This window comes from Reyranella aquatilis (assembly GCF_020880995.1).
Classification (GTDB): domain Bacteria; phylum Pseudomonadota; class Alphaproteobacteria; order Reyranellales; family Reyranellaceae; genus Reyranella; species Reyranella aquatilis.
This window is the reverse complement of the sequence record NZ_JAJISD010000001.1, coordinates 349881-374861: the sequence shown is the minus strand read 5'-3', so window position 1 is coordinate 374861 and position 24981 is coordinate 349881. Positions and strand designations below refer to the sequence as shown.

The following is a 24981-nucleotide window of genomic DNA, read 5'->3' as shown; positions in this document are numbered from 1 at the left end:
ATGCGGTCGTATCCGTTCGTCACGGTGGACGTCTTCACCACCACGCGGTTCGGCGGCAACCCGCTCGCGGTCTTTCCCGATGCGACGGGCATGAGCGACGCCGAGATGCAGTCGCTGGCCGCCGAATTCAATCTCAGCGAGACGACGTTCGTTCTGCCGCCCGAGGATCCGGCGCATACCGCGCGGGTGCGCATCTTCACGCGCACGCGCGAGATGCCGTTCGCGGGCCATCCCAACGTCGGGACTGCCTTTGTGCTGGCGCAGCAGGGCAGGGACAAGGGCGGCAAGCTCCTGTTCGAGGAGCTGGCGGGGCTCGTCGAGATCGACGTGGAGCGCGACACCTCGGGCGCGCCGGTCGGCGCCACTATCGCCGCGCCGCAGCCGCTGTCGCTCGGACCGGAACTACCGGTCGAGACGGTCGCCGCCTGCGCCAGCCTGCAGCCAGCAGACATTCGGGTGGCGGCGCACAAGCCGGTTGGCGCGTCGCTCGGCAATCCGTTCGTCATTGCGGAAGTCGGGCCCTCCGCGCTTGCGCGGGCAACGCCTGACTTCCCGTCCTTCCGACAGGCCCTCGAGCAGACAGCGGGCCTCAATGGCCGGCTCGGCCTCTACCTCTATGCCCATGACGGGCCGGGCCGCGTTCAGGCCCGCATGTTCGCGCCGCTGGGCGGCACGATCGAGGACCCCGCAACGGGCAGCGCCGCCGGCCCGCTCAGCGCGCTGCTCCTGTCGCTGACCAGCGAGCCGGAGCTTCGCGTCGACATTCACCAGGGTGTGGTCATGGGGCGGCCAAGCCTGTTGCGGGTCGTCGCACGCCGCGCGGCCGACGGAATCCGGGCGACCATTGCCGGCCAGTGCGTGCCGGTGCTGCGCGGCGAGGCGCAACTCTGATCTAGTGCGGCCGAAAGGCGTGCTGCTTCAGGGCGGCCAGGGAGACGACGTGGAGCGTGACGGCATGGGTGGACTCCAGGACGACCTGGGGCGCCACGTTTGCGTCGAAGGCTTCCTTCCAGCGGCTGGCGCAGAGGCACCAGCGCTCGCCGGGATTTAGGCCAGGGAAGCCGTATTGCGGCATCGGCGTGCTGAGATCGTTGCCCCGGGATTTGGAGAAGGCGAGGAATTCGGCCGTCAGGACCACGCAAACCGTGTGCAGGCCGAGATCCTCCGCGCCGGTATTGCAGCAGCCGTCGCGGTAGAAGCCGGTCACGGGCCGGGTGGAGCAGGGCTCCAGGACGCCGCCCAGCACATTTATCGACGGGGCGCGGCCCGGGCGGCCCTGCTCGGGCGTCTGATCGAACATGGAGCTATCGTAGCATCCGGAATTTGCCCTTTCGAGCGGAGAGGGGCGCTGGTAGAAACCCTCGCGTCATAGAGGTGTATCGGCGGGGCGTAGCGCAGTCTGGTAGCGCGTCTGCCTTGGGCGCAGAAGGTCGTCGGTTCGAATCCGGCCGCCCCGACCACGCCCGAAAACGGAGTAGCGGGAGCCATGCAGGTTCGCATCTTCAAACCGGCCAAGACGGCCATGCAGTCGGGAACGGGCAATACCCACGAGTGGGTGCTGGAGCCGGAGCCGTCGCGCAAGGAGATCGACCCGCTTATGGGCTGGACGAGTTCACGTAACACGATGCAGCAGGTCCGGCTGTTCTTTCCCACCCTGGAAGAAGCCAAGGCCCATGCCGAGAAGAACGGCTGGCAGTACACGGTGGAGCAGCCGCACAGCCGGCCGGTGAGGGCCAAGGCCTACGCCGACAACTTCGCCTACAATCGCGTCGGTCGCTGGACGCACTGAAGGTCCATGCCGGGCGCATGGACTTGGAACGGCAGGCGCCCGTAGCTCAGGGGATCAGAGCAACCGCCTTCTAAGCGGTAGGTCGTTGGTTCGAATCCAACCGGGCGCGCCATTTCCCGAACAAATTGCATGAGGCTCGGCGTTTTTGCACGGCTGCCTCTCCGCAAGAGGTGCGATTCATTATCAGTGCCGTTTTAGTTCCATGATAATAACTCGCATTCTCCTCAATTGAGAGGAGATGAGTTGCTTCTGGGGAGAAGACATGGCGAAGCGCGTACCGGTAAAAACCGCCCTTGTTGGACTGCTCGTAGCCCCGGCAGCGATGGCCCAGCAGGACACCGCCCAGACGCCCGCTTCGCCGTCAGCCGATCCTTCCCAGACCCAGCCAGCCAATCCCTCCGCCGCCCCGGCGACGATGCAGACCGTGACGGTGACCGGCAGCCGTCCCAGCGAGGACTTCCAGGTCACCAAGGGCTCGATCAACCGCCTGGGCGCCGCCAACCTGATGGACGTGCCGCAGTCGGTGGTCGTCATCAACCGCGCGCTGATGCAATCGCAAGGCGTCACCAGGCTGGAGGACGCGGTCCGCAACGCGCCGGGCGTCACCATCGGCTCGGCCGAAGGCGGCAACATCGGCACCAACATCAACATCAACGGCTTCTCGGCCCGCACCGACATCTACCTCGACGGCATGCGCGACCGCGGCCAGTACTATCGCGATGTGTTTGCGCTGGAGCAGGTCGAGGTCCTGATGGGCCCGTCCTCGATGTTGTTCGGTCGCGGCTCGACCGGCGGCATCATCAACCAGGTCACGAAGAAGCCGTTCCTCAAGCAGGCGACGGAACTGAGCGCGCAGGCGACGACGAACGGCCTCGTGCGTACCACCGCCGACGTGAATACGCCGTTCCAGGAGAACAACGCGGCGCGTGTGTCGGCGATGTTCCAGGTCGGCAAGGCCTCGACCGTCGACCAGACCAACGTGCTGGACTTCGGCCTGGCGCCGACGGTGAAGCTCGGCATCGGCACGCCGACCGAGATCACGCTGGGTGCGATCCTGCAGCACCGCAAGGATCAGGTGAACTATGGCGTGCCGAACCTCAACGGATTTCCGCTGAACGCGCCGCGCAACACCGCCTATGGCTTCAACGACGACTATACCGAGCAGGACGTCATCGCCCTGCAAAGCCTGGTCGAGCACAAGATTTCGCCCAACATGAACATCCGCAACCAGACGGAGTTCGTCTGGGTGAACACCGCGGTCCGCGAGACGTCCGGCGGTTTCGTGGGCACGCTCGGCAACGGCAACCGCTTCGTCGCGGCGTCAAACCTGACCGGCAACACCCCGTACAGCGGACAGCCGCTGGGCAATCTTTGGATCCGGCAGCTCAGCCGCGATCGAAACATCAATGACATTACGGTCGAGAACCAGACGGAGGTCCTGTCCAAGTTCGAGACCGGTCCGGTCGGGCACACGCTGCTCATGGGCATCGACCTGAACTACGAGTCCTATACCAACCAGCAGATGAGCCGCACCGGCACCTGTTTCGGCAATGCGTTGCCGTCCGGCTCGGTCGGTTGCACGCCGGCGGGCTATACGGTGGGTGCCAATACGCCGGGCAACGTGGCGACGGTCCTCGGCAACTATGCCTCGTCGTCGGCCTGGGGGGCGGGCTTCTATGCCAACGACACGATCCAGCTCCTGCCCGAGTTGAAAGTCGTCGCCGGACTGAGGTGGGACTACTACGCGGCCCAGATCGCCAATTCGGTCAATCGCAACAATACCGCCGGCAGTACGACGGTCGCCGGATTGCAGCAGACCGACACGTTCCTGAGCGTCCGTGGCGGCATCATCTACGAGCCTACGCCGGCGCAGTCCTACTACGTGTCCTACAGCACCTCGTTCAATCCCTCGCTGGAGCAGCTCACCTCGACGACGGGCACGCAGAACCTGCCGCCGGAGAACAACAAGGGCGTGGAAGCGGGCGTAAAGTACGAGCTGTTCGGTTCCAATCTGTCGCTCAACGGCGCGGTCTTCTCGATCATCAAAAACAATGCCCGGACGGCCAATCCCGACGGCACGTTCTCGCCGACCGGCAACGTGCAGGTGAGCGGTGCGCGCGCCGGTTTCGCCGGCCGCATCACGCCGGAGTGGCAGGTGTTCGGTGGCTACGCCTATTTGAACGGCGTCATCATCCAGGGCCTGAACTACCAGAACGGTCAGGGAAACACGACCGGCAAGGTGCCGCTCAATACGCCGAGGGACACGGCCAATCTCTGGACGACCTACACGTTCAAGGAGACCTACGAGATCGGCGGCGGCTTCTTCTATGTCGGCCAGCGATACGCCAACAACACCAACACCGTCGTCGTGCCGGCATACACCCGCGTCGACCTGACGGCCGCCTACAAGCAGCCGGCCTACGACGTGCGCCTGAACGTCTACAACCTGTTCAACACGGTCTACTATGACGGCGTCATCGCGTCGGATGGCGGCCGCGCGGTCGTGGGCTCGGGACTGACCGGCATGATCACGCTCAACTACCGTCTCTGATCGACGGAAGCCGCCGCCCGTCATGTTGGTCTGTGTTCCCAATGTCCTCAACGCCGCGCAGCTCGTGAGCCTGCGCGAGCGGTTGGAGCGCTCGAATGCCTGGGTCGACGGTCGTGTGACTGCCGGCTACCAGGGCGCGCCGGTCAAGTTCAACCAGCAGATCGACGAGCGGTCGGACACGGCGATCGCCTGCCAGCGCATCGTCGGCGCGGCGCTGGAGGTCCATCCGGTCTTCATCAGCGCGGTGCTGCCGAACGAGATCTATCCGCCGATGTTCAACCGCTATGGCGAAGGCATGAGATTCGGCGCGCATGTCGACGGCAGCGTGCGCATCAACCCGCATACCGGCCGCAAGCTGAGGACCGACGTATCCGCCACGCTGTTCCTCAGCAATCCCGAAGACTATGACGGCGGCGAACTGCAGATCGAGGACACGTACGGCCAGCACAGCGTCAAGCTCGCGGCCGGCGACATGGTGGTCTATCCGGCGACCAGCCTGCATTCCGTGTCGCCGATCACGCGTGGCGTACGCACGGCCTGCTTTTTCTGGGCGCAGAGCCTGATCCGCGACGACATGCAGCGGTCGGTGCTGCATGAGATGGACAATGCGATCCAGCGCCTGAACGAGACCAACGCCGACGAGATGGCGCGCCGTACGCTGATCGGCTGCTACCACAATCTCGTGCGGCAATGGAGCGAGACCTGATGGGCGTCGCCGCTGCCACGGCCGGGGCGGGCAAGCGGGTCAACCGCCGGCTGACCTTCGTGCGTTGGGTCCGCAAGACCCATGGCTGGTTCGGGTTGTGGGGGGCGCTGCTCGGCCTGATGTTCGGCCTGAGCGGCATCTGGCTCAACCATCGCAGCGTGTTGAAGCTCGACTTGCCCGACCAGACGCAGGTCAATGCGCAGCTCGCGCTGCCCGATCCGCCGCCGGCCACGATCGAGGCGATGAGCCAGTGGCTGAAGGACACGCTCAGGATCGATCGTGGTCCCAACGTTGCCCGGGTCGAGTGGGCGCGACCCGTCGCCTGGGCAGAAAGGCCGGTCGGTGGCGGGGCGGGAGCGGGCCTGCGCAACGGTGCCGAGCGCAGCGGAGGTGAACGTTCTCCCGAGCGGGGGGCAGGCAACGGGGAGGGCGCCGGCCGGCCCCTGCAGCAACCCGAGCGTTGGGTGATGAACTTCGGCGGCCCCAACCATCTGGTGCAGGCCGAGTACTGGGTTGGCAACCGGTCGCTGTCGGTCCGCACCACCTCCAACGGGTTCATCGCGACCTTGACCAATCTGCACAAGGGCACGGCCATGCCGGTACCCTGGATCCTGTTGATCGACACGCTGGCCGGCAGCATGATCTTCCTGTCGGTCAGCGGCGTCATCCTGTGGTGGGAGACTCATCGCAAACGCGCTGCCGGCATCACGATTTTTGCAGTTGCCGTGACCGCAACGGTCGCACTCGCCGCAAGCCCGCTCCAGATGTAAGGAGCGAAGGGATGAAGAAGCCAGTTCCCTCGCATTTGCCGGTCATGGATCCAGGGCCGCCCGGCCCGTCGCGCGAGCCGATGTCGACGGCCGCCCGCGGCGCGATCCTGGCGTTCGTGATCTTCTTCCATGTCGGGGGCGGATGGGCGCTGACGCAGGTCGAGCCGGTGAAGCTGATCGTGGGTGACGTGGCGCCCATGGAAGTTCGCATGGTGCCGGCCGAGGCCCCGGCCGAACCGGAGATCGAGAACGCCGAACCGCCGCCCCCGGTCGAGCTGAAGCCACCGCCACCGCCGGAGTTGGCTACCATCGTGGAGCCGCCGCCGCCCGACCTGCCGCCGCCGGAGTTTCCGCTGGCCAAGCTCGACATCCCGCCGCCGGACGAGCCGCCACCGCCGAACATTCCGCCGCCCGAAAAGATCCCGGAGCCGAAACCCAAGCCGCCTGAGCCCAAGCCGGTGCAGAAGCGGCCGCCCGCGCCGCCGCGTCCCGCCGCTCCGGTCGAACCCGGCCCGCAGCAGGCCGCGCCTGCCCAGCCGGCCGGACCGCGCACCGTCGACGCCTCACAACTCGGCTGGCTGGTGCAGCCGAAGCCGGTCTATTCGAACGCTTCGCGACGTGCGGGCGAGCAGGGCACGGCGATGATCCGCGTGCTGGTAGACGTCACGGGACGACCAGCGCAGGTATCGTTGCAGAGTTCGTCCGGTTTTCCGGCGCTCGACCAGTCGGCGCTCAGCGCCGTGCGCGCTGCGCAGTTCCGGCCTTACATCCAGGGCGGCCTGCCGCAGGCCGTGCTGGTGGTCGTTCCGATCAGATTCGTGTTGCAGTAGGAGAGCATCGTATGGGCGACGCATCGAGTTTGGGCTTCGGCCATTTCCTCGCACAGGCGGACATCGTCGCGAAGATCCTGCTGGGTGTGCTGGCGGTGATGTCGGCGATCTCCTGGTACCTGATCATCTACAAGGGGATCGGGCAGATCATCCGGCAGGAACGCAGCCGCAAGTTCCTGAACTTCTTCTGGAGTGCCACCTCGCTCGAGCAGGTGCAGAACGAGCTCAGCATCCACGGCGTGCATGAGCCGTTCGGCCATCTCACCGCGCATTCGCTGCACGCGCAGGCCCATCACGCGAAGTTCGGCGCGGCCAAGCTGGAGGAAGCCGGCAGCGAGACCGAGTTCCTGACCCGGACCATCAAGAAGGTGCTCGACGAGGAGACGACGGCGCTCGAGAACGGCCTCACCATGCTGGCCACCATCGGCGCCACCGCGCCGTTCGTCGGCCTGTTCGGCACGGTGTGGGGCGTCTATCACGCGCTGGTCGCCATCGGCATGTCGGGCTCGGGCATGCTCGACAAGGTCGCGGGTCCGGTCGGCGAGGCCCTGATCATGACCGGCATCGGCCTCGCCGTCGCCCTGCCGGCGGTCATGGGCTACAACTGGCTGACCCGCTCCAACCGCGTGCTGACGGCCAAGCTCGACGCCTTCGCCTTCGAGCTGCTGACCTTCCTGTCGATGGGCCGTGCGCTGCAGGCCGGCCGCAAGCCGGGCGTGCCGCTCGCGGCCGTGAACTGAGGGAGCGGCAAATGGCTTTCGGAAGTTTCGAACGCAAGACCTCGTCCCAGCCGATGGCCGAGATCAACATGGTGCCGTTGATCGACGTGGTGCTGGTGCTGCTGGTCATCTTCATCGTGACCGCGCCGCTGCTGACCAACGTGGTGAAACTCGACCTGCCGAAGGCGACGGCGAACGCCGACCTGCAGAAGCCGGAGAAGATCGAGTTCGCCATCGACGCCCAGGGCGCGCTGTTCTGGGGCGGCGAGCGGCTGAGCCGCGAGGCGGCGCTGGAGAAGTTCGCCGAGGCGGGCCGCAAGCGGCCGCAGCCCGAGGTCTACCTCCGCGCCGACGCCACCGTGCCCTACCGCTACGTCATGGAGACCCTCGCCGATGCCTCCAAGGGCGGTCTCTCCAAGATCGCCTTCGTCAGCGAGCCGGCCCGATGAAAGTTTAGCTGCGCGATCCGGCGAAGCTCACCGTGGCGATGCCGGCCCCGACCAGCAGGCCGCCGCCGACCTTGTTGACCACCCCGATGGCCCGCGGGTTCGAGGCCAGTCGGCGCGCGCGGGAGGCGACCAGCGCGTAGCCGAAGGCGTTGGCGAAGGCCAGCACCAGGAACGTCGTCTCGAAGACCAGCATCTGGGTGAGGAAGTCCGCCTTGGGATCGAGGAAGGCCGGCAGGAAGGCCACGAAGAAGGTGATGCTCTTGGGGTTGAGCGCCGTCACCAGCCAGGCATGGCCCAGCATCCGGGCGGCCGAGACCCGGTCGGTCCGTGGTGCGGCGTCGAGCGTGCCGCCGGCACGCCACAGCTTGACGCCGAGATAGACGAGGTAGGCCGCACCCGCCCACTTCAGGACGGTGAACAGCGTGGCCGAGGCGGCCAGCAGCGCCCCCAGTCCCAGCATTGAAAGCGTCATGGCCGTGAAGTCGCCCAGGGCGACGCCGATCGCCATCGGCAGGGCGGTTCGCCAGCCCTGGCCGAGCGCATAGGAGACGACCAGCAACACGGTAGGGCCTGGGATCACCAGAAGGACGCTCGACGCGGCGGCGAAGGCGGCCCAGGTTTCGAAGTTCATGGTCACTCCAACGGACGATGGACGATCAAGCCATGCCAAAAGAGGGGCGTCAGCCAGAATTTGGCCTCTTTCCATCGTCAAGATAGGCGCTGGTCGAATCTTTCCGGAATTCAGATGAGCCCCACCAAGCCCAGAGGCTACCATCACGGCGACCTGCGCGAGGCTCTGGTCGCCTCGGGACGCAAACTGTTGGAGGAAAAGGGCATTCGCGGGTTCACCCTGCGCGAATGCGCCCGCCGTGCCGAGGTCTCGCATGCCGCGCCGGCCCATCATTTCGCGTCGATGGACGATCTGCTGGCAGAGCTGGTCCGGCGGGGATTTGCCGAACTCACGGCGGCCATGTCCGCCGAGGCGGAACGGATCAAGGGCGAACCGGCGGCGCGCCTAGTCGGGCTCGGTGTCGGCTACATGGCATTCGGAGCCGCCAACCCCGCGCTCTTCCAGCTCATGTTCAGCCGCGAAGCCAATCGCATCGAACTCGACCAAGGCGAGGCAGGAGCGGACGGTATCCGCCGCCTGCAGGCCGGTATCGTCGAGGAAATACTCGTCGATGCGTCCGCCGAGGTGCGCCAGCGCATGGTCGATTTCGCCTGGGCCTCCATGCACGGCTTCATAACGCTGGTGCTCGAAGGTGAGATCGGCGGTCGGGATTCGTCACGAGGCCTGAAATCGCGCGGGCTCGCGGTTCTGGCGGCGATGGCCGAGACAGTCGTGCGCGCAGCCCGTTAGGTCGGGACGTCCGCCGCGCCGCCCGCGCTCAGACGGGAATCCGGAACAGCAGAGTCTCTGTGCCGCCATGGGCGGCGATATTGGTGATCCGCTCGACCAGGAAGCCGCCATTTGCCGTGATCACCTTCTGGGACGGCAGATTGTCCGGATCCGTCGTCAGGTCGACATGCGGCAGCCCATGTCGCGCGACCTCCTTCAGCATCAGACCGAGTGCCCGGGTCGCATGGCCATGCCGGCGCTTCCACGGCACGACGGCGTAGCCGATATGCCCCAGGACATGGGCGGGCAGCGCGGCCGTGCCGGGCTGCCAGCGAAAACCGATCGAGCCGCAGAATTCGCCGTCCCACATCCAGCGGCGAAAGCCGGGCAGGCGACGAACCATCGTGCCGTCGGGCAGCGGGATGTCGCCACCTTTTGCCTCGGGATCGTCGAGCGAAGCCACGAAGGCGGCCGGGTTGGCCTCGATGCGCGCCAGTTCCTCGCGCGCCGCCGCGTCGAGCCGCACATTGTCGGGCGACCAGCCACGGCGCAACGCGTCGGCATAGCCGTCGAGATGGGCGAGGTCGGGAACGATGAGCTGCAACGAACTGTCCTTTTGGCGGGGCCGCTGCTGTAGCATGGCGGACCATGAGTGCCAGCCCCATCCTCGTCCTCGATATCGACGGCGTCGTCTCGCTCGCCCAGCCGGGCTCGCCCCACCCCTGGTATGCCACCCTGAAGGAAGATTGGGGCCTCGATCACGACGCCGAGTTGGCGCCCGAGTTCTTCCTGAAACCCGAATTCATGGAAGTGCTGCGCGGACGGCTCGATCTCTATGTCGCGCTGCACGAATACTTCGAGACCAAGGGGCTGGCCGACCGGCTCGAGGAGTTCGTGTCCTACTGGTTCGAGAAGGATTCCGACATCGACCGCGGCGTGCTGGCCCAGGCCGATGCCTGGCGCCGGCGCACGGGGGGCCGCGTCTTCGCGGCGACCAACCAGGAACATCATCGCATCGCCTATCTGCGCGACCGGATGGGGTTGGGCGCGCATTTCGACGAGATCGTCTATTCGGCGGCGCTGGGCGTCTGCAAACCCGATCGGGTTTTCTATACCAATGCCCAGGCGCGCATGGGCGTCACCGTCGCGCAGTCGATCCTGTTCGTCGACGACAAGGCCAGCAACGTCGATGGCGCGCGCATGGCCGGCTGGCGCGCCATGCTCTATCGCGGTCCCGAAAGCCTCGAACGGGCGCTGGCCGGCTGGGGCTAGGGCTAGGGCTCGCCCGCGCAGCGCGAGACGAGAAGCGTGCAGGCCAGCAGGTCGGCGCAGCCTCCCGCCGACAGGTTTCGTTCGACGAAGGCGCGATGCAGCCTCTGCGCCTTTTCAAACCAGCCATCCTGGCGGCAGCCGCCGTCGGCCAGGAAGCCCGCGGCCGACCGGCGCACGAACCCGCCTGCCTCGAGGCCGCCGCGATAGAGCACGGTCGTGTCGTCGACCGCCGCCATCAGCGCGAACAGCGTCTCGATGCTGGCGGCATTGTCGTCGAGGCCGGCCTGCCGGGCGGCACGATAGGCGGGGACGCCCGTTTCGAAGACGCTGGGGAAGGCGAGGGCCGCCTCCCGGCGGGCACCGTCGCGGCCCGTCCGGCGACGCACTTCGGCGCCGTGGCTGGTGGCGCCGTCCCGAGCCGCATGGGCTTCGAGGGACGCGCCCCATGTGTCCTTCAGCACATCACGAACGGCGGTCGGCGTGAGCCCGACCGGGAGTGCCTGCGCGCGTGCGAGGGCCGCGACCATGAGGCCGACCGAGAAGATCGCGCCGCGATGGGTGTTCACGCCACCGGTGACCGCGAGCATCCCGCGTTCCGCCTCGATGCCGATCGGTATCAGCGCGTCCTCGAAGCGCCGCGCCGCCCGGCCGGCGGCGGCGAGGGCGGCAAAGGGCTCCCGCAGCGAATCGGCCGACCGGCACATCAGGCCGAAATCCATGTCGTCGTGGGAGCCGGAATCGATGGGGCTGACCAGCCCGGGCTTGGGATAGGCCTGCAATTCGTCGCGCATCGCCGCCACGGCGGCGCGGGCCAGCGCCTGGTCTTCCGGGCTCATCGGCTCAGGCGCGCGCGCGGCACGAGTTGCAGCGTATCGACCGACTTCAGCAGCACCTCGTCCCGGTCCTGCAGGATCTCCCGCCACTGGACCTCGCCGAGACCCGGGAAGGAGAGTTCGCCGTCGATGCGGAGGCCGAGGTCCGGCTCCTCTTGCGCGAGGAACACGGCCGCCCGGTTGGCGACGTCGAGGCCGGGCACGTCGATCACCACGTCGAGGTCGGAGGCCTCGTGAACGTGGCGCTCGCCGGTCAGGGCCTGCCACATCCAGCTTCCGTAGACGCGGATGTCGAGGCCCGCGCTGGTCGCGGCCGCGCCGAGACGGTCGAAGGCGCTGCCTCGTGCCTGAGCCGCGGGACAGCACGCGATCTCGGCGAGGGCGGGCGGGCGCACCTGCCGGACGATGCGATCGGCGTCCGTCCAGGCCGCGACGCGACGGGGCCTCAGTTCGGGATGGGCCGCCTCGGTGGTGCAGAATCCCAGCCCGACACCAGCGCCCTCGTTGCGCCGGCGCGTGACGACGAAGGGGCGTCCCGCCTGGTGCCAGGTCATGGCCCGGGCGCGGTCGTCCGGGGTTTCAGTCTCGGGGACCTGCGACAGCCAGACCAGCGTGTGGCGTCGGAGACCGGTCATCGCGCCGATTCGGCGAGGACCTTCTTTCGGATGTCGAGGGCGAGCTTGCGGCCGCCGCGCTTCTTGCCGAGCTCGGCGCGGTTGTCCTCCGATGTCGCGGTCGCGATCGCCTGCTCAAGCTTGGCCTGCACGTCGTCCTTGGCCGACCAGACGGCTTCGACGCCGCCCAGAAGCGCGAAGGGTGCCGCACCGAATTCCAGCGACGGCATGGTCTTCGACAGCTTCTGGAGAACGGCCGCCGGGATCTTCGTCACAGCCGACATGGCGGAGATCGGCATCAGCCCGACCGTGGCCGAGTCGAGCGCATAGATGCGGTCGGCGAACATGCCGTAACAGAGAAAGGCGCCGCCCACGGCCTGGCCGGTCGCGACGGTGATGAGCTTGTGGCCCTTGCGCCGCGCCAGTTCGAGGCACGACAGGAGATGGCCGAAATAGCTGGCGAGGCCCAGCATCTCGGCGACCCGGTTGGGCTCCTGGCCGGCGCTGTCGACCAGCATGACGATCGGCGTCTTGGGATTCTTTTCGATGCAGTCGATCACGTGCGCGGCGAGACGCAGCGCGGCTTCGTTGTCGATGTAGGTGCCGTTGCTGGTACCGATGACGCAGACCTTGCCGCCGCCGACCGAGGCGTAGCCGGTCAGCACCGACTTCTCGATGGCGATGGCCTTGGCGGAGGCACCGAACAGGCGCGCGAGCACGGCGCGGGCGGATGTCTTCTTCGGGGTCGGTTTCTTCATGGCCTACTTCCCACGCTTGGCGAGAGCGGCGAACTCGGGGCCAGAGGCCAGCGAGGCGGCTTCGATGTTGCGCACGCCCATGCCCTTCCACACGACATTGGGATCGTCGGTCGCGCCGAACCGCTTCAGCCGGTTCTGCAGCTCCTTCTGGCGCGCCTTCACCGAGCCGAGGTTTACCGGCTTCGACTTGCCGATGAGCTTCGTGAGCGCGTCGCGCACGGCTTCGGGCGCGTCGTGCACCAGCGCGTCGGCGTCGCCCAGCAGGTACTTGGTCTTGCCGCCGCTCGTCTTCCATACCAGGGCGCGGTCGGCCGAATTGTAGGCCTTCTTGCCCATCCACTTCTCGATGACGATCGGGCCGGAAATGCCCAGGCGCCCGTGCTCGGTCATGATCCGGTGGTCACAGCAGGTCGACAGGATGCCGATGCCGCCATAGGCGCCGATGTCGGTGGCGATGACGGCGATGGTCGGAACCTTCAGGGCTCGGCATTCGAAGATCGCCCTCATCGTCTCGGCGATGGCGATCTCGCCGGCCGAGCCTTCGTGCAGCCGCACGCCGCCGCTCTCGACGAGCAGGATGCAGGGCACCCTGTCGCGCGCCGCCGCCTTGAACAGGCCGGTCAGCTTGGCGCCGTGGATCTCGCCGACGGCGCCGCCGACGAACTGGCCGACCTGGGCAGCCAGGTACACCTTCTTGCCGCCGATCTTCGCATGGCCGATCACGATGCCGTCGTCGAACGACACCGGGATGCCGAGCTGTGCGAGATAGGGGCTGGTGATCCGCTCCGGCGGCGCCAGCAGCTCGACGAAGGAGCCTGCGTCGGCGAGCGCGGCGATGCGCTGGCGTGCAGTCTGTTCGTGGAAGAGTACGCCGCTCATTTGTCGCCCTTGGTCAGATGGTCGTAGGCCTGGCGGAGGCGGAGAGTGACGAGCACGGGCGGTGCGCCCTGATCGTTGATCGTGACCTTCGTGCCGCCGGCCGGATAGTGGTGGGCGAAATCGGCGAGGGCCGCGAGCCACGACGCCTTGTAGCCCGGGATCGAGGTCTCGACGTGGCACTCCATCGCGTCCTTCGGCCGGCCGCCGCTTTCCAGCAGGACTTCCAGGTTGCCGGAGCCCACGACACCCGCGAGCGCCCACGGCTTGGCCGTCTTGGTGGGCAGCGGCTTCGACGGGAAAGCCTTGGTGAACTTTTCCATAATGGCGGGTCCTACCAGTCGACGAATTGCGAGGGCGGGTCGTAGAGGCCGTTGGACCAACGGACCAGGCCCTTGATGTCCTGCGTGGCCAGCAGGCTGCGGCTCGCCTCGGACGGGCGCACACCGACATCCTCGGGCAACTGGACGATGCCACGGGCCCGCAGGTCCTCGGTCTCGCGCTTCTTGCGCTTCAGTCCGACCGGCGTGTAGCCGGCGACCGCTCGGATCGCTGCCTGCCGCTCCGCGACGGAGCGGCAGGCCGCGAGATTGGCGATGCCTTCCTCGGTAACGATGTGCGTGACGTCGTCGCCGTAGATCATCACCGGCGTGACGCCGTGCAATGCCTTGCGAATGCTCGGGTCCGACGCGTCGAGTTCCTCGACGAAGGTCGGCACGCGGCCGGCCTGGAAGGTCTCGACCATCTGGACCACGAGCTTGCGGCCGGGGGGCGAGCCGGGGCCGGGATTGGCTTCCGCGCCGGCCTTGAGCCATGCCTTGGTCGGATGGCGGCGGCCGGTCGGCTGACAGCCCATGTTGGGCGCGCCGCCGAAGCCGGTGATGCGGTTCTTCGAGACGGTCGAGGAGTTGCCGTTGATGTCGATCTGCAGCGACGCGCCGATGAACATGTCGATGGCGTAGTGTCCGGCGAGCTGGCCCATCGCGCGGTTGGAATGGAAGCTGCCGTCGCGGCCGGTGAAGAACACGTCGGAGCGGGCGGCGGTGTAACGTTCCATGCCGACCTCGCCGCCGACGGCGAAGACGCTCTCGACCCAGCCCGACTCGATCGCGGGAATCAGGGTCGGCAGCGGGTTGACCATCCAGTACTTGCAGATCTTGCCCTTGAGGCCGAGCCGCTCGCCGTAGGTCGGCAGCAGCAGCTCGATGGCGGCCGTGTTGAAACCGACGCCATGGTTCAGCGACTGAACCTCGTACTTCTCGTAGATGCCACGCAGCGCGACCATCGCCATCAGCACCTGCACGTCGGTGATGGCGGCGGGATCGCGCGTGAAGAGCGCCTGCAGGTGCATGGGGTAGGGCGCTTCGACCACGAGATCGACCTGGTCGGCCGGAATGTCGATGCGCGGCAGCTTGTCGACGATCTCGTTCACCTGGGCGAAGACGATGCCGTCGGAGAAGGCCGTCGGCTCGACGATCGCGGGCGTCTCCTCGGTGTTGGCCGCGAGGAACAGGTTGCCCTTGCGATCGGCCTTGGGGGCGGCGATGAGAGCGACCCGCGGCGTGAGGTCGATGTAATAGCGCGCGTAGAGTTCGTTGTAGGTGTGGATGGCGCCGACGGGGAACTTCTTCGCCTTGACGAGATCGGCGACGGCGCCGCCCTGCGGGCCGGCGTAGCAGAAGTCGACCTGCTTGATCATGCCCTTCTTGAAGAGCTCGATATGGGCCGGCAGGGTGATGCAGGACATCACGAGGTGGATGTCGCGCAGGTCCTTCTTCTCCAGCGTGGCCAGCTGGTTGGCGAGGAAGTCCGCCTGCTTCTGGTTGTCGCCCTCGAGGCAGAGGATGTCGCCCGGTTCGATGATGCGCCGGAGGATCTCGGGCACCTTGTCCGGGCTCACGAACTTGCCGCGGGCCAGCTTGCCCACGCGCTCGATCCGCTGGGCTTTGTTCTGACGGCGCGTTGCCGATTTTGCAGTGATCATGTTGTCTTTTTCGTCTATCCGTTGCTGGGGGTCAATGCCCCGACGCATCATCTGGGAGGCTGCGGCGTCGGCCGGTTTTTGCAATCAAACGAAGCGTGGTAGAGCGAAGCATGTTGATGTTTGAAATACCCTTCGGCACGACCGACTGGGACAGCGTCGAGCGCACGGAGCATCCGGGCGAGACCGGCAAGGCGTTCTGGCGGACTCGGACATTCAACAACATCCGTGTGCGGATGGTCGAGTACACGCCGGGTTATCTTGCCGATCACTGGTGCCAGAAGGGGCACATCCTGCTGGTGCTCGAGGGCGCACTGTCGACGGAGCTGGCCGACGGCACCACGGTCGAGCTGAAGCAGGGCCAGAGCTACCAGGTGGCCGACAATACGCTTGGCCATCGTTCGCGCACGGACGTCGGCGCCAAACTCTTCATAGTGGACTGACATGACGGACCTGATCGGATTTATCGGCGTCGGCACGATGGGCGAACCCATGTGCCGCAATCTTGCGCGCAAGAGCGGGCTCACCGTGCTGGCGTCCGATCGGGACGAGGCGCCGCTGAAGCGCTTGGCGGCCGACGGCGTGAAGGCAGCGTCGGTCGAAGAGATCGGGGACACCTGTCGCACGATCTTTCTGTCCCTGCCGGGTGGAAAGGAAGTCGAGCAGGTCTGCCTCGGGGCAGGCGGTCTCGTTTCCCGGGCCAAGCTCGGCTGGACGGTGGTCGATCTCAGCACCGCACCGCCGCTGCTCGCGCGCAGGCTCTACGAGGAGTTCCAGGGAAAGGCGGCGGCCTTCGCCGACGCGCCGGTGGCGCGGACCCGGCAGGCTGCGATCGACGGCACGCTGTCCATCATGGTCGGGGCCACGCAGCCCACCTTCGAGCGCATCGAGCCGTTGCTGCGCCACATGGCGAGCGAGGTCACGCATTGCGGCGATGTCGGGGCCGGGCAGACCGTGAAGATCCTGAACAACATGATCCTGTTCCAGACGGTGGTGGCGCTGGCCGAGGGGCTGTCGATCGCGCGCGCCAACGGAGTCGACGGCAAGATCCTGTTCGAGACCCTCACCAAGGGCTCCGCGGACTCGTTCGCGCTGCGCAATCACGGCATGAAGGCGCTGCTTCCGGGCGTCTTTCCCGAGCGCGCATTTTCCACGAAGTACGCGCTGAAGGACCTGAGTTACGCCATCGACATGGCGGAACAGGCCAAGATTCCGGCCCTCGGCGCCGACGTGGCGCGCGAGGTTATGGAGCGCGCCGTGGAGCTGGGTCATGGCGAGGAATACTGGCCGGTCCTGCTCAGGGCGATCGAGGACGCGACCGGCAAGGCGTAGCCGTTACGCTGCCGCCCTGTAACCGCGCTCGGTCATGCAGATGTTGGCGAGCCGGCTCTCCTCGTAGGACTTGAACGCCTCGAAGCGCTGCTGCCATTCGAGGTAGCCGATCTGACGGCCGCCGTTCCATCCCAGCGGATAGGGAAATGGAAAGCTGAAGACGTAAAGCCGGTCGGCTTCGTCCTTTGCGGCCCGCCGGCAGGATACGAGATCGGCGGAAACCGTGGCCGCGTCGGCACCCGGCTTCTGCCAGGGGCCGGGTGGGCCGCAGGCGCCGGCGGAAAGCAGAAGCCAGAGTGAGAACAGGGCGGTGCGGAGCGGCTTGGGCATCTGCTCCTGCCGGTTGGTGGCTAGATCCGGAAGCGGAAGCTGGCGCGCGTGCCCTCCACGCCGCTGTCGTACTCGACCTTGGACTGGAGATTGGCCGCCATGGCCGTGACGACGCGCGTGCCCAGCCCTGTGCCCTGGGTCGTGCCGGTGCCCTTCCACCCCACCCCGTCGTCCTCGACCGCGAGCGATACCGTGTCCTCGCCGAGCTTCTGGAGAATCACGCGGATCTCGCCGCGCATGCCGGCGGGGTAGGCGTACTTGTAGGCGTTGGTCAGGAGCTCGGTGACGATGACGCCGATCGACACTGCCTTGTCGGTCGGCACGCGAATGTCGGCATCGGCATGCAGGGCCACCACGTTCTTCTTGTCCGCGGCGTCGATGGCCGCGCTCAGCTCATCGACCAGGCTCATCAGGTAGGAGCCAAGCTCGACGATGCGCACGTCCGACGAGGTGTAGAGGCGGCGATGGATGCCGGCGACCGCCATGATCCGGGCCTGCATCTCCTGCAGCGCGCTGCGCGCGGCCTCGTCCTGCACGGCGTTGGCCTGCAGGCGGGCGAGGGAAGCGACGAGGGCCAGGGAATTGGCGACGCGATGGTTGACCTCGTGCAGCAGCAGCTCGGCGCGGTCACGTTCCTCGCGGATCGTGCGCTGGGCTTCCTCGGCCTCTGCCTTCATCCGCTGCTGCTGCAGGGCCGACCGGATCGCCGCGCCGAGCAGCTCGCGGAAATGGCCCTGCACGTCCTTCCAGACATAGTCGGCGGCACCGGCCTTGAGGGCGGCCACGGCGACGCGCGCATCCTCCGAGCCGGTCACATAGACCACCGGCAGGTCGACCGTGACGCGCTGGATCCGGGCCAGCACGTCTAGGCCGGTCTCGTTGGTCAGGTTGTGATCGAGTGCGATGGCGTGGAATTTTTCGGTCTCGAGAAGCTTCAGTCCCTCCTCGCCGGAGCCGACATGATGGATGGAGATCCCGTGCGGCGCCAGCGCGCGCTCCACCAGCCGGCCGATACCCGCATCGTCGTCGATGTAGAGGACCCGGACCTGCTCCATCGTCACTCGGTTGCCGGAACCTGCATCACGGACAGGAAGAGGCCGAGCTGCTGGATGGCATTGGCGAAACTCTCGTAGTTCACCGGCTTGGTGATGTAGACGTTGGCGCCGAGGTCGTAGCAGCGCTTGATCTCGCGCTGGTCGTCGGTCGTCGTGAGCACGATGACGGGAGAGCGCTTGAGGTGCGGGTTTGACTTGACCTTGGCCAGGATGTCGACGCCCGTCATGTCGGGCAGGTTGAGGTCGAGCAGGATCAGCAAGGAGCGTGCGCTGCTTTCCTCGCCGCTGCCGTCGGCGCCCAGCAGGTAGGCGAGCGCGGACGTGCCGTCCTTGAAGGCGACGATCTCGTTGTTGACCCCGGCGCGACGGATGTTGCGCTCGATCAGTCTTGCATGGCCTTCGTCGTCTTCGACCATGACGATGGATACGGGCTTTGCGTTCATTCGCCGCCTCTACCTTGTCTTCGAGTTGTCGTTGAGCCTCAGCCGCCTCGGCAAATCTATCCGAAAGGTCGAGCCGCGACCAAGTTCGGACTGTACGGTGATGTCGCCGCCCAGCCGTCGCACGAGGGCGCGAACATGCGCAAGCCCGATGCCTTCGCCAGGACGGTCCTGAGCGCCGGCCCGCCGGAACAGTTCGAAGATACGCTCGTGATCCTGCTCCGCGATGCCTCGGCCGTTGTCGGTGATGTCTATGTGCACGCGACGCGCCGTTTCGCCCGCCGTGATGACGATGCGCCCGGGGCGGTCGCGCGCCAGGTACTTCACGGCGTTGTCGACCACGTTGCCGATGACCTGCTCGACCGCCAGCCGGTCACTCACCAGTGATGGCGCCGTTGACGGCGTGGAAATTTCCGCACCGACTTCTTCCGTTTGATGTCGAACGCTCGCGGCGGCGTTCTCGAAGAGGGTCACCAGGTTGATGGGCTCGGCCCGCAGTTCGCGCCGGCCCTCGCGCGAGAGCTTGAGGATGGCGTTGATCAGCCCGTCCATCTTGCCGGTCGAGGCGCGAATGAAACGCAGCGCCTCGGGAATGTCCTCTTCAGTCGCCAGTCTCGCTTTGGTGGCCAGGCTTTCGTCGCCCGCCACGTAGGGGCCGACCGTCTTCATCGCGGCCTCGAGTTCGCTGGTGAATCCCATGATGTTGACCAGGGGCGAACGCAGATCGTGACTGACGATGTAGGCAAAACGCTGGATTTCCTCGTTGGCACGCGTCAGCGCTTCGGTACGCTCGACCACCCGTTCCTCGAGGCTGGCATTCAGTCCCTGCAGTTCGACGCGGGCTGCGACCAGCTGGCGCGTGTACTGAACCACCGTCCAGGAGGCGCCGGCCGCGAACAGCAGGATCAGGAGACTGCCGGCGGCCGTGACCCAGGTCAGGAGCTCGGCGCCGTCATTTACTTCCTGCAGCCGCAGCGTGACGCGTCCCTCGGCGTTGGCGTTTAGGATACCCAGCTGGACTCGCGCGCGTTCCATGAGCAGTCGCCCGCGATCGGAGCGCACGATCTGGAGGGCGTCGTCGCGCCGTCCGGACTTGGCCATCTCGATGGTCTCGTTCAATTCGGTCATCTTCTGGTCGAGGACGCCCGAAATATCGTTGAGAATCGCGGTCTGCCGGGGATCGTCGGCAAGCAGTGTTCGCAGGGATGCAAGATCGCTGCGCAGACGAGGCTGGGCGCGCTCGAACGGGCCGAGATAGCGCGGTTCTCCCGTGAGAAGGAAGCCACGCTGGCCGGTTTCCGCATCGAGTGTGGCGGCCAACAGGCTCGTCGCGAGCGAGCGAATCTGGCGCTCGACGACAGCCGCTTCGGCGTGCTGCGCCGTGCGCACCGATAGCCATGCCGATGCGCCGACGATCGCCAACAGGGCCAGCACACCCGCGGCAAGGAAAGCAATCGTGCGGCGCGCAAACGCGGAACTGAACAGAGGCATTGGATGAACGGAATTCGCAGGGGGTGTGGGGACGCCCGCAGGCGTTCGGATGTCGGCGCGATAGTACGAGAAGGATTCATCGCGTACACGCAAGATCGTCGATCGTGCGCATTCAGCGCTGGTCTATGTCGCCGTTGCTCCAGCGGCCGGCTCTCAGCGCAGCCTCAAGTGGGTCGTCGAGACGAAAGACATACTGCGACGCGAAGCCGGGATAGCCTTCGGCTATCCGGGCACGAACCAACCTGGTCAAAAGCCTCGCGTCGGATTCGACCTCGAATGCACACAAAATCTCAGGAAATCCCGCGGCGCGCGATACCGTGAGAGCGAAGGCACCGCGCAAGCTCAAACCACCAACGACTTGGCGCAACAGATCGCGAAGGCCGCGCAACCGGCGACTGCCGATTTCGTCGGCGCCAACATCCACCGCGACGGCGACGACGAGATGTCCGCTGGGGAAGTTCTTGAGGAAGGACGGCCAGGAAAGGCTGCTCATGCCGGTCGCGACGCCGGTGCTGGGCATTCGCTGCCTCGCAGGCGCGTCGTGGCCGGAATTCAGTGATATGGTCCGACCCCTAACGGAGTTCTTGGGAGAGACGGGATGGCGCGTATCGCGGTTGGCGGCTTTCAGCACGAGACGAACACTTTTGCGCCGCAGCAGGCGACCTGGGAGGAGTTCGTACGGGCCGACGCCTGGCCGCCGCTGCTGCGCGGCGCCGAAATGATCCCTGGCGTGGAAGGCTTTAACATACCCATCGCGGGCGCGGTGAAGAAGCTGGCCGAACTCGGCCACGAGATCGTGCCGCTGGCCTGGGCGGCCGCGGCGCCGGCATCCTACGTGACGGAAGATGCTTTCGAGAGAATGTGGGCGCTGTTCGATGAGGATCTGAAGAAGCACGGACCGTTCGACGCCATCTACCTGGATCTGCACGGCGCAATGGTCGCGGAAAACACCGAGGACGGTGAGGGCGAACTGCTGAGGCGCATCCGTGGGATCGTGGGTGAAGAGCTGCCGATCGTGGCGAGCCTCGACTATCACGCCAACCTCACGCCCGAAATGGCCAAGCTCGCCACGGCGTTGGTCGGGTATCGAACCTATCCCCACGTCGACATGGCCGTGACGGGCAAGCGCGCCATCGAACTTCTCGACAAGCTGCTGCGCGAGAAACGGCCGGTCTATCGCGCCTATCGCCAGCTCGATTTCCTGATCCCCCTGGTCTGGCAGTGCACCTTCATCGAACCGGCCAAAGGCATCTTCGAGCTCGTGGGCGAACTCGAGGCCGGCGAGAAGAGTCACAACCAGGGTATCGTCAGCGTCACGCACACGCCGGGTTTCCCGCCCGCCGACATCGCGCAGTGCGGACCGGCGCTGGTCGTCTACGGCCACGACAAGGAAGCGGTCGAGGCGGCCGCCGACAAGCTCGCCGCGACGGTGAAGGCGCAGGAGAAGGCCTTCGACGGCGAGCTGCTCGATCCCGACCAGGCCGCGCTGCGCGCCATCGAACTGTCGAAGAACGCGAGCAGGCCTGTCGTTCTCGCCGACGTACAGGACAATCCCGGCGCCGGCGGCACCTCCGACACGATCGGTCTGCTGGCGGCCCTGATGCGTCACAAAGCCAAGGGTGCGGTCATCGGCATGATCGTCGACGAGGGCTCGGCGAAGGCCGCGGTCGAGACGGGCGAGGGCAACGTCATGCGCCGCGGCATCGGCGCGGTGGTCGGCTATGGCGGCGAGAAGCCGGTCGAGGCCGACTGGCGCGTGGTCAAGATCGGCAGCGGAGTCTTCACCGGCACGGGCCCGTTCTACGGCGGCGCGAAGTTCCAGATCGGACCGATGGCCCTCGTCACCGACGAAGCCTCGGGCGTATCGGCCGTGCTGGCCTGCAAGCGCGTGCAGGCGGCCGACCAGGAGATGTTCCGCGCCGTCGGCGTCGAACCCTCGCAGGTGCCGATCCTCGGGCTGAAATCGACGGTGCATTTTCGCGCCGACTTCCAGCCTATCGCCGAGACGATCCTGGTCGTGCGCTCGACCGGCGCGCACATCACCGATCCGGTCGACATGCCCTACAAGCACCTGCGCAAGGGGATCCGCTTGAAGCCGATGGGACCGGTCTGGCAGGGGGCCTGACGGCCGGCGCCTGGCTGGCTCAGTCGTCCGCGAAGGCAGGACGCAGCGCCCACACCATCGGTACCGTGGTGAGGGCGACGCAGGAAACGGCGACGAGAGCCGTCGTCAGGCCGATCAAGTCGCCCAGCAGCCCGAACAGCAAGGGGCCCGTCGCGCCGGCGACGGAGCCGCCGGTATAGAAGACGGCGAAAGCCTTGGTCCGCCGCTCCGGACTGACGAACTCCGGGATCGTGCCGTAGAGCACCGACGAGGTGCCGTTAAGCATCAGCCCGACGGCCGGCAGCAACAGCAGCGCATAGTCGAGTGGCAGCGGCAGGGCCGCGAGGATGAGGAGCGTCGTGGCGATCTCGGTCAGCAGGACCGAGGGCACGACGCCGAGCTTCTGGCCCACCCAGCCCATCACGAGCTTGCCCGCCGCACCACCCGCGAAGAGCAGCGACAGGCCAAGGCCGATGGTGGGCAGGTCGGCGCCCTTGTTGCGGAGCAGGAACGGCAGGAAGATCAGGAAGCCGGTGCGCACCAGGTCGTCGGCGATGTGGATCGAGAAAAGCAGCCAGTAGGCCCAGGGTCGGTCTTGGCCCGCGACCGCCTTCGACGGCTCGGCCTTGCCGTGCATCACGATGGGCTTCAGCGACGCGATGATGATCCCCGCACCGACGACGGCGAGGGCAGCCATCACGACGAGCGCCTGCTGCCAGCCGAGCGCCGCAGCGACCAGCGCGAAGAGGGCGGGCAGCAGCACCTTCCCGACGTCGCCGGTGAAATTGTAGGTGCCGAGCGCGGTGCGCGAGCGGGGACCGTGATAGGCGGCGGCCACGAGGCTGGAGCCGATCGGATGCTGGGTGCTGGCGCCGATACCCGCCAGAATCAGTCCGGCGATCACCCCGTAGAGCGAGCCGCTCAGGCCCGCGAGCGCGTATCCGCCCGCAATCATCAGCGTGCCAAGGGCGAGGATACGCACGCCGCCGAAGCGCTCGGCCAGCAGGCCCGACGGGATCTGGCCCGTGGCCATCGCCCCGGAATAGCAGGTCTTGAGGGCTCCGATGGCACCGTAGCTCAGGCCGAACTGCGACTGCAGCAGCGGGTAGAGCACGTTGAGCAGATCGGTGAAGCCGTCATGCAGGGCATGGGCGCCGCCGCAGACGGCGAGGGTGCGGCGGGCGGTCGTGGTCGGCGAAGAGACAGCGATTGTCATCTCGCCGTCACATTACTACCGGCCCGGGATACGGGCGAACCAAAAGGCGATCTGCTCCTGGAAATCTCGTTCGGCGAATGCAGTGTCGGTGATGATCGACGGCTTGCCGTTGCGGGCATAGCGGACGCTCTGCAAGCGCTTGAAGGCCGTGTCGGCGGAATGCAGCACCAGCACGTCGCCCTGGCGGCGCTGGAAGACGAACTCGTGGATCTTGCGGATGTTCACCAGGTTCACGACGTAGCGGCCGTCCGGACCGTCGTCGGCGAGCTGGCGAACCGGGATGTCGCGGCCCTCGTTCGTGATGCCCATCAGCGCGAAGGCCTCGGGCGCGGTCATGTTGTCCTTGCCGGTCCTCTGGATCAGGGCGACCAGGCGGTCGCCGCGCAGCGAGAGCGTGTGACGGGGCGCCGAGGGAGGAGGGGCGCAGGCGACGAGCGGCAGGAGAGACGCCGAGAGGAGGAAGCCGCGGCGCGTCGATGAGAGCTTGCTCAAACCTTGTCCTTCTCCATGTCGATCTCGATGGGAGCGATCTCTGCGAGCACACCGTCGCGGATCGCGCGGAAGAAGCAGTTGTGCCGCCCGGTGTGGCAGGCGACGCCGGTCTGGTCGACCAGCGCCAGCAGCGTGTCGCCGTCGCAATCGATGCGCAGTTCGACCAGGGTCTGGATGTGACCCGAGGTGTCGCCCTTGCGCCAGGGCGCCTTGCGCGAGCGCGACCAGTAGCATGCACGACCCGTGCGCATCGTCTCCGCGACGGCGCCGCGGTCCATCCAGGCCATCATCAGGATCTCGCCCGTATCGTGCTGCTGGGCGATGGCGGGCACGAGCCCCTGTGCGTCGAACTTGATGACGGCGAGGGCGGCGTCGATTTCGGGCTGTTGGTAGGTCGTCGGGGTCGTCATTGGGGCACCGCTGCGGGATGGGGGCGAGCCTTGGCCTCCGGAAGGAACGGCGCGTATAATCGGCGGGTACTCGGTTGGCAAATCGGAGCCCCGTGAAGAAACCCGCCAAAGCGGCGCCCGCCGGGCACGCCCACGATCATGAGCATTGCGTCGAGGACGCCATCGCTGCGGCCGAGAAGCTTTGCGCGGCCAAGGACCTGCGATTCACGCCGCTGCGCCGCCGGGTGCTCGAGCTCGTCTGGTCGAGCCACAAGCCGGTGGGCGCCTATGCGCTGCTCGACAGCCTGCGCAACGAGGATCTGGGCTCCGCACCGCCCACCGTCTATCGCGCGCTCGACTTCCTGATCGAAAACGGTCTGATCCACCGTATCGAGCGCATGAACGCCTTCGTCGGTTGCAGCCATCCCGGCGAGGCCCATCGCGGCTTCTTCCTGATCTGTGCCGAATGCGGGAACGCCGAGGAGATCGAGGGAGACGGCGTTTCCGACACCATCGTCGCCGCCGCCTCGAGTCGCGGTTTCACCGCGCGGGAAATGACGCTGGAAGTGACCGGTGTCTGCAGCGACTGCAAGAGCGGCTGAACCCAGGCTTCGTATCCTTACGGTTCGCGAGGCGGCAGTGGCG

31 protein-coding genes and 2 tRNA genes are annotated in these 24981 nt (G+C 66.7%); 16 read left to right on the top strand and 17 right to left on the bottom strand.

Translation table 11 applies throughout. The features are described 5' to 3' along the window. Positions 1-891 carry a PhzF family phenazine biosynthesis protein gene (locus LJ725_RS01750; RefSeq protein WP_230548894.1) on the top strand — a complete coding sequence of 297 codons (891 nt, stop codon included), beginning with the start codon at positions 1-3 and terminating at the stop codon, positions 889-891. A 1-nt stretch (position 892) separates the two neighbouring features. Here LJ725_RS01750 and LJ725_RS01745 read toward each other — a convergent pair whose 3' ends face one another. After that, a complete protein-coding gene (locus LJ725_RS01745) occupies positions 893-1300 on the bottom strand; it encodes a DUF2237 family protein (RefSeq protein ID WP_230548893.1) in 408 nt (135 codons plus the stop codon). A gap of 83 nt (positions 1301-1383) precedes the next feature. On the opposite strand from LJ725_RS01745, the gene LJ725_RS01740 reads away from it, so the two are divergent. The 9 genes from LJ725_RS01740 to LJ725_RS01700 all read left to right on the top strand — a co-directional run bounded on the left by LJ725_RS01740 (position 1384) and on the right by LJ725_RS01700 (position 7814). Next, positions 1384-1460: transfer RNA gene (locus LJ725_RS01740), tRNA-Pro, on the top strand. Between the two features lie 26 nt (positions 1461-1486). Beyond that, the gene (locus LJ725_RS01735; protein ID WP_230548892.1) at positions 1487-1789 is read left to right on the top strand and encodes an ETC complex I subunit; all 303 of its coding nucleotides are present in this window, start codon (positions 1487-1489) and stop codon (positions 1787-1789) included. A 35-nt stretch (positions 1790-1824) separates the two neighbouring features. Beyond that, positions 1825-1901, top strand: a tRNA-Arg gene (locus tag LJ725_RS01730). A gap of 150 nt (positions 1902-2051) precedes the next feature. Next, on the top strand, positions 2052-4340 hold the full coding sequence (locus LJ725_RS01725) for a TonB-dependent receptor (protein WP_230548891.1): 2289 nt from the start codon (positions 2052-2054) through the stop codon (positions 4338-4340). 22 nt (positions 4341-4362) lie between these two features. Beyond that, positions 4363-5046 carry a Fe2+-dependent dioxygenase gene (locus tag LJ725_RS01720; protein ID WP_230548890.1) on the top strand — a complete coding sequence of 228 codons (684 nt, stop codon included), beginning with the start codon at positions 4363-4365 and terminating at the stop codon, positions 5044-5046. Further along, on the top strand, positions 5046-5816 hold the full coding sequence (locus LJ725_RS01715; protein WP_230548889.1) for a PepSY-associated TM helix domain-containing protein: 771 nt from the start codon (positions 5046-5048) through the stop codon (positions 5814-5816). Before LJ725_RS01720 ends, LJ725_RS01715 begins: the two co-directional genes overlap by 1 nt. A gap of 11 nt (positions 5817-5827) precedes the next feature. Then, positions 5828-6646: an energy transducer TonB gene (locus tag LJ725_RS01710; RefSeq protein ID WP_230548888.1), complete on the top strand. Its 819-nt coding sequence runs from the start codon at positions 5828-5830 to the stop codon at positions 6644-6646. Positions 6647-6657: 11 nt separating this feature from the next. Continuing rightward, positions 6658-7386: a MotA/TolQ/ExbB proton channel family protein gene (locus LJ725_RS01705; RefSeq protein WP_230548887.1), complete on the top strand. Its 729-nt coding sequence runs from the start codon at positions 6658-6660 to the stop codon at positions 7384-7386. Between the two features lie 11 nt (positions 7387-7397). Then, the gene (locus tag LJ725_RS01700) at positions 7398-7814 is read left to right on the top strand and encodes an ExbD/TolR family protein (protein WP_230548886.1); all 417 of its coding nucleotides are present in this window, start codon (positions 7398-7400) and stop codon (positions 7812-7814) included. A gap of 4 nt (positions 7815-7818) precedes the next feature. On the opposite strand, the gene LJ725_RS01695 is transcribed toward LJ725_RS01700, so the two are convergent. Beyond that, the gene (locus tag LJ725_RS01695) at positions 7819-8445 is read right to left on the bottom strand and encodes a LysE family translocator (RefSeq protein ID WP_230548885.1); all 627 of its coding nucleotides are present in this window, start codon (positions 8443-8445) and stop codon (positions 7819-7821) included. Between the two features lie 114 nt (positions 8446-8559). On the opposite strand from LJ725_RS01695, the gene LJ725_RS01690 reads away from it, so the two are divergent. Next, a complete protein-coding gene (locus LJ725_RS01690; protein WP_230548884.1) occupies positions 8560-9174 on the top strand; it encodes a TetR/AcrR family transcriptional regulator in 615 nt (204 codons plus the stop codon). A 28-nt stretch (positions 9175-9202) separates the two neighbouring features. Here LJ725_RS01690 and LJ725_RS01685 read toward each other — a convergent pair whose 3' ends face one another. Next, on the bottom strand, positions 9203-9793 hold the full coding sequence (locus LJ725_RS01685) for a GNAT family N-acetyltransferase (RefSeq protein WP_230548883.1): 591 nt from the start codon (positions 9791-9793) through the stop codon (positions 9203-9205). 8 nt (positions 9794-9801) lie between these two features. On the opposite strand from LJ725_RS01685, the gene LJ725_RS01680 reads away from it, so the two are divergent. After that, positions 9802-10425, top strand: a complete 624-nt coding sequence (locus LJ725_RS01680) for an HAD-IA family hydrolase (RefSeq protein WP_230548882.1) — start codon at positions 9802-9804, stop codon at positions 10423-10425. A 2-nt stretch (positions 10426-10427) separates the two neighbouring features. Here the strand turns inward: LJ725_RS01680 and mdcB are convergent, their stop codons facing one another. From mdcB to mdcA, 6 genes are read right to left on the bottom strand one after another with little or no spacing between them, the layout of a single operon-like run. Continuing rightward, on the bottom strand, positions 10428-11261 hold the full coding sequence (gene mdcB / locus LJ725_RS01675) for a triphosphoribosyl-dephospho-CoA synthase MdcB (RefSeq protein WP_230548881.1): 834 nt from the start codon (positions 11259-11261) through the stop codon (positions 10428-10430). Next, entirely contained in the window at positions 11258-11893 is a 636-nt protein-coding gene (gene mdcG / locus LJ725_RS01670) for a malonate decarboxylase holo-[acyl-carrier-protein] synthase (protein WP_230548880.1), read from the bottom strand. The genes mdcB and mdcG overlap by 4 nt, the downstream gene beginning before the upstream one ends. Beyond that, on the bottom strand, positions 11890-12630 hold the full coding sequence (locus LJ725_RS01665; RefSeq protein ID WP_230548879.1) for a biotin-independent malonate decarboxylase subunit gamma: 741 nt from the start codon (positions 12628-12630) through the stop codon (positions 11890-11892). The genes mdcG and LJ725_RS01665 overlap by 4 nt, the downstream gene beginning before the upstream one ends. Positions 12631-12633: 3 nt before the next feature. Further along, on the bottom strand, positions 12634-13509 hold the full coding sequence (locus tag LJ725_RS01660; protein ID WP_230548878.1) for a biotin-independent malonate decarboxylase subunit beta: 876 nt from the start codon (positions 13507-13509) through the stop codon (positions 12634-12636). Next, entirely contained in the window at positions 13506-13829 is a 324-nt protein-coding gene (mdcC, locus tag LJ725_RS01655; RefSeq protein ID WP_230548877.1) for a malonate decarboxylase acyl carrier protein, read from the bottom strand. Before mdcC ends, LJ725_RS01660 begins: the two co-directional genes overlap by 4 nt. A gap of 11 nt (positions 13830-13840) precedes the next feature. Continuing rightward, the gene (gene mdcA / locus LJ725_RS01650) at positions 13841-15490 is read right to left on the bottom strand and encodes a malonate decarboxylase subunit alpha (RefSeq protein WP_230548876.1); all 1650 of its coding nucleotides are present in this window, start codon (positions 15488-15490) and stop codon (positions 13841-13843) included. A 110-nt stretch (positions 15491-15600) separates the two neighbouring features. Here mdcA and LJ725_RS01645 point away from each other — a divergent pair, with 110 nt between their 5' ends. Both LJ725_RS01645 and LJ725_RS01640 read left to right on the top strand, forming a co-directional pair. After that, a complete protein-coding gene (locus tag LJ725_RS01645; protein ID WP_230548875.1) occupies positions 15601-15930 on the top strand; it encodes a DHCW motif cupin fold protein in 330 nt (109 codons plus the stop codon). A gap of 1 nt (position 15931) precedes the next feature. Then, positions 15932-16819, top strand: coding sequence for an NAD(P)-dependent oxidoreductase (locus tag LJ725_RS01640; RefSeq protein WP_230548874.1), 888 nt, complete (start codon positions 15932-15934; stop codon positions 16817-16819). 3 nt (positions 16820-16822) lie between these two features. Here LJ725_RS01640 and LJ725_RS01635 read toward each other — a convergent pair whose 3' ends face one another. From LJ725_RS01635 to LJ725_RS01615, 5 genes are all read right to left on the bottom strand, one after another. Further along, positions 16823-17149 carry a hypothetical protein gene (locus LJ725_RS01635; RefSeq protein ID WP_230548873.1) on the bottom strand — a complete coding sequence of 109 codons (327 nt, stop codon included), beginning with the start codon at positions 17147-17149 and terminating at the stop codon, positions 16823-16825. A 20-nt stretch (positions 17150-17169) separates the two neighbouring features. Then, a complete protein-coding gene (locus LJ725_RS01630) occupies positions 17170-18204 on the bottom strand; it encodes a histidine kinase dimerization/phosphoacceptor domain -containing protein (RefSeq protein ID WP_230548872.1) in 1035 nt (344 codons plus the stop codon). A 2-nt stretch (positions 18205-18206) separates the two neighbouring features. Beyond that, the gene (locus tag LJ725_RS01625) at positions 18207-18647 is read right to left on the bottom strand and encodes a response regulator (RefSeq protein ID WP_068199260.1); all 441 of its coding nucleotides are present in this window, start codon (positions 18645-18647) and stop codon (positions 18207-18209) included. Positions 18648-18656: 9 nt separating this feature from the next. After that, positions 18657-20135: a sensor histidine kinase gene (locus LJ725_RS01620; protein ID WP_230548871.1), complete on the bottom strand. Its 1479-nt coding sequence runs from the start codon at positions 20133-20135 to the stop codon at positions 18657-18659. 112 nt (positions 20136-20247) lie between these two features. Further along, positions 20248-20655, bottom strand: coding sequence for a hypothetical protein (locus LJ725_RS01615; RefSeq protein ID WP_230548870.1), 408 nt, complete (start codon positions 20653-20655; stop codon positions 20248-20250). 78 nt (positions 20656-20733) lie between these two features. Between LJ725_RS01615 and LJ725_RS01610 the strand changes: the two genes are divergently transcribed. Beyond that, positions 20734-22260, top strand: coding sequence for a M81 family metallopeptidase (locus LJ725_RS01610; protein ID WP_230548869.1), 1527 nt, complete (start codon positions 20734-20736; stop codon positions 22258-22260). A gap of 19 nt (positions 22261-22279) precedes the next feature. Here the strand turns inward: LJ725_RS01610 and LJ725_RS01605 are convergent, their stop codons facing one another. The 3 genes from LJ725_RS01605 to hisI are packed head-to-tail and all read right to left on the bottom strand — an operon-like array spanning position 22280 to position 24357. After that, positions 22280-23455 carry an MFS transporter gene (locus LJ725_RS01605; RefSeq protein ID WP_230548868.1) on the bottom strand — a complete coding sequence of 392 codons (1176 nt, stop codon included), beginning with the start codon at positions 23453-23455 and terminating at the stop codon, positions 22280-22282. Between the two features lie 15 nt (positions 23456-23470). Then, on the bottom strand, positions 23471-23947 hold the full coding sequence (locus tag LJ725_RS01600) for a hypothetical protein (protein WP_230548867.1): 477 nt from the start codon (positions 23945-23947) through the stop codon (positions 23471-23473). Further along, positions 23944-24357 (bottom strand): phosphoribosyl-AMP cyclohydrolase, encoded by a 414-nt coding sequence (gene hisI / locus LJ725_RS01595; protein ID WP_230548866.1) that lies wholly within the window; start codon positions 24355-24357, stop codon positions 23944-23946. Before hisI ends, LJ725_RS01600 begins: the two co-directional genes overlap by 4 nt. A 92-nt stretch (positions 24358-24449) precedes the next feature. On the opposite strand from hisI, the gene LJ725_RS01590 reads away from it, so the two are divergent. Next, on the top strand, positions 24450-24938 hold the full coding sequence (locus LJ725_RS01590; protein WP_230548865.1) for a Fur family transcriptional regulator: 489 nt from the start codon (positions 24450-24452) through the stop codon (positions 24936-24938). Positions 24939-24981 lie beyond the last annotated feature (43 nt).

Bases quoted from the DNA above. Each gene is read 5' to 3' on its own strand.
- LJ725_RS01750 (WP_230548894.1), top strand. From the start codon at position 1: ATGCGGTCGTATCCGTTCGTCACGGTGGACGTCTTCACCACCACGCGG.
- LJ725_RS01745 (WP_230548893.1), bottom strand. From the start codon at position 1,300: ATGTTCGATCAGACGCCCGAGCAGGGCCGCCCGGGCCGCGCCCCGTCG.
- LJ725_RS01735 (WP_230548892.1), top strand. From the start codon at position 1,487: ATGCAGGTTCGCATCTTCAAACCGGCCAAGACGGCCATGCAGTCGGGA.
- LJ725_RS01725 (WP_230548891.1), top strand. From the start codon at position 2,052: ATGGCGAAGCGCGTACCGGTAAAAACCGCCCTTGTTGGACTGCTCGTA.
- LJ725_RS01720 (WP_230548890.1), top strand. From the start codon at position 4,363: ATGTTGGTCTGTGTTCCCAATGTCCTCAACGCCGCGCAGCTCGTGAGC.
- LJ725_RS01715 (WP_230548889.1), top strand. From the start codon at position 5,046: ATGGGCGTCGCCGCTGCCACGGCCGGGGCGGGCAAGCGGGTCAACCGC.
- LJ725_RS01710 (WP_230548888.1), top strand. From the start codon at position 5,828: ATGAAGAAGCCAGTTCCCTCGCATTTGCCGGTCATGGATCCAGGGCCG.
- LJ725_RS01705 (WP_230548887.1), top strand. From the start codon at position 6,658: ATGGGCGACGCATCGAGTTTGGGCTTCGGCCATTTCCTCGCACAGGCG.
- LJ725_RS01700 (WP_230548886.1), top strand. From the start codon at position 7,398: ATGGCTTTCGGAAGTTTCGAACGCAAGACCTCGTCCCAGCCGATGGCC.
- LJ725_RS01695 (WP_230548885.1), bottom strand. From the start codon at position 8,445: ATGAACTTCGAAACCTGGGCCGCCTTCGCCGCCGCGTCGAGCGTCCTT.
- LJ725_RS01690 (WP_230548884.1), top strand. From the start codon at position 8,560: ATGAGCCCCACCAAGCCCAGAGGCTACCATCACGGCGACCTGCGCGAG.
- LJ725_RS01685 (WP_230548883.1), bottom strand. From the start codon at position 9,793: ATGCTACAGCAGCGGCCCCGCCAAAAGGACAGTTCGTTGCAGCTCATC.
- LJ725_RS01680 (WP_230548882.1), top strand. From the start codon at position 9,802: ATGAGTGCCAGCCCCATCCTCGTCCTCGATATCGACGGCGTCGTCTCG.
- mdcB (WP_230548881.1), bottom strand. From the start codon at position 11,261: ATGAGCCCGGAAGACCAGGCGCTGGCCCGCGCCGCCGTGGCGGCGATG.
- mdcG (WP_230548880.1), bottom strand. From the start codon at position 11,893: ATGACCGGTCTCCGACGCCACACGCTGGTCTGGCTGTCGCAGGTCCCC.
- LJ725_RS01665 (WP_230548879.1), bottom strand. From the start codon at position 12,630: ATGAAGAAACCGACCCCGAAGAAGACATCCGCCCGCGCCGTGCTCGCG.
- LJ725_RS01660 (WP_230548878.1), bottom strand. From the start codon at position 13,509: ATGAGCGGCGTACTCTTCCACGAACAGACTGCACGCCAGCGCATCGCC.
- mdcC (WP_230548877.1), bottom strand. From the start codon at position 13,829: ATGGAAAAGTTCACCAAGGCTTTCCCGTCGAAGCCGCTGCCCACCAAG.
- mdcA (WP_230548876.1), bottom strand. From the start codon at position 15,490: ATGATCACTGCAAAATCGGCAACGCGCCGTCAGAACAAAGCCCAGCGG.
- LJ725_RS01645 (WP_230548875.1), top strand. From the start codon at position 15,601: ATGTTGATGTTTGAAATACCCTTCGGCACGACCGACTGGGACAGCGTC.
- LJ725_RS01640 (WP_230548874.1), top strand. From the start codon at position 15,932: ATGACGGACCTGATCGGATTTATCGGCGTCGGCACGATGGGCGAACCC.
- LJ725_RS01635 (WP_230548873.1), bottom strand. From the start codon at position 17,149: ATGCCCAAGCCGCTCCGCACCGCCCTGTTCTCACTCTGGCTTCTGCTT.
- LJ725_RS01630 (WP_230548872.1), bottom strand. From the start codon at position 18,204: ATGGAGCAGGTCCGGGTCCTCTACATCGACGACGATGCGGGTATCGGC.
- LJ725_RS01625 (WP_068199260.1), bottom strand. From the start codon at position 18,647: ATGAACGCAAAGCCCGTATCCATCGTCATGGTCGAAGACGACGAAGGC.
- LJ725_RS01620 (WP_230548871.1), bottom strand. From the start codon at position 20,135: ATGCCTCTGTTCAGTTCCGCGTTTGCGCGCCGCACGATTGCTTTCCTT.
- LJ725_RS01615 (WP_230548870.1), bottom strand. From the start codon at position 20,655: ATGCCCAGCACCGGCGTCGCGACCGGCATGAGCAGCCTTTCCTGGCCG.
- LJ725_RS01610 (WP_230548869.1), top strand. From the start codon at position 20,734: ATGGCGCGTATCGCGGTTGGCGGCTTTCAGCACGAGACGAACACTTTT.
- LJ725_RS01605 (WP_230548868.1), bottom strand. From the start codon at position 23,455: ATGACAATCGCTGTCTCTTCGCCGACCACGACCGCCCGCCGCACCCTC.
- hisI (WP_230548866.1), bottom strand. From the start codon at position 24,357: ATGACGACCCCGACGACCTACCAACAGCCCGAAATCGACGCCGCCCTC.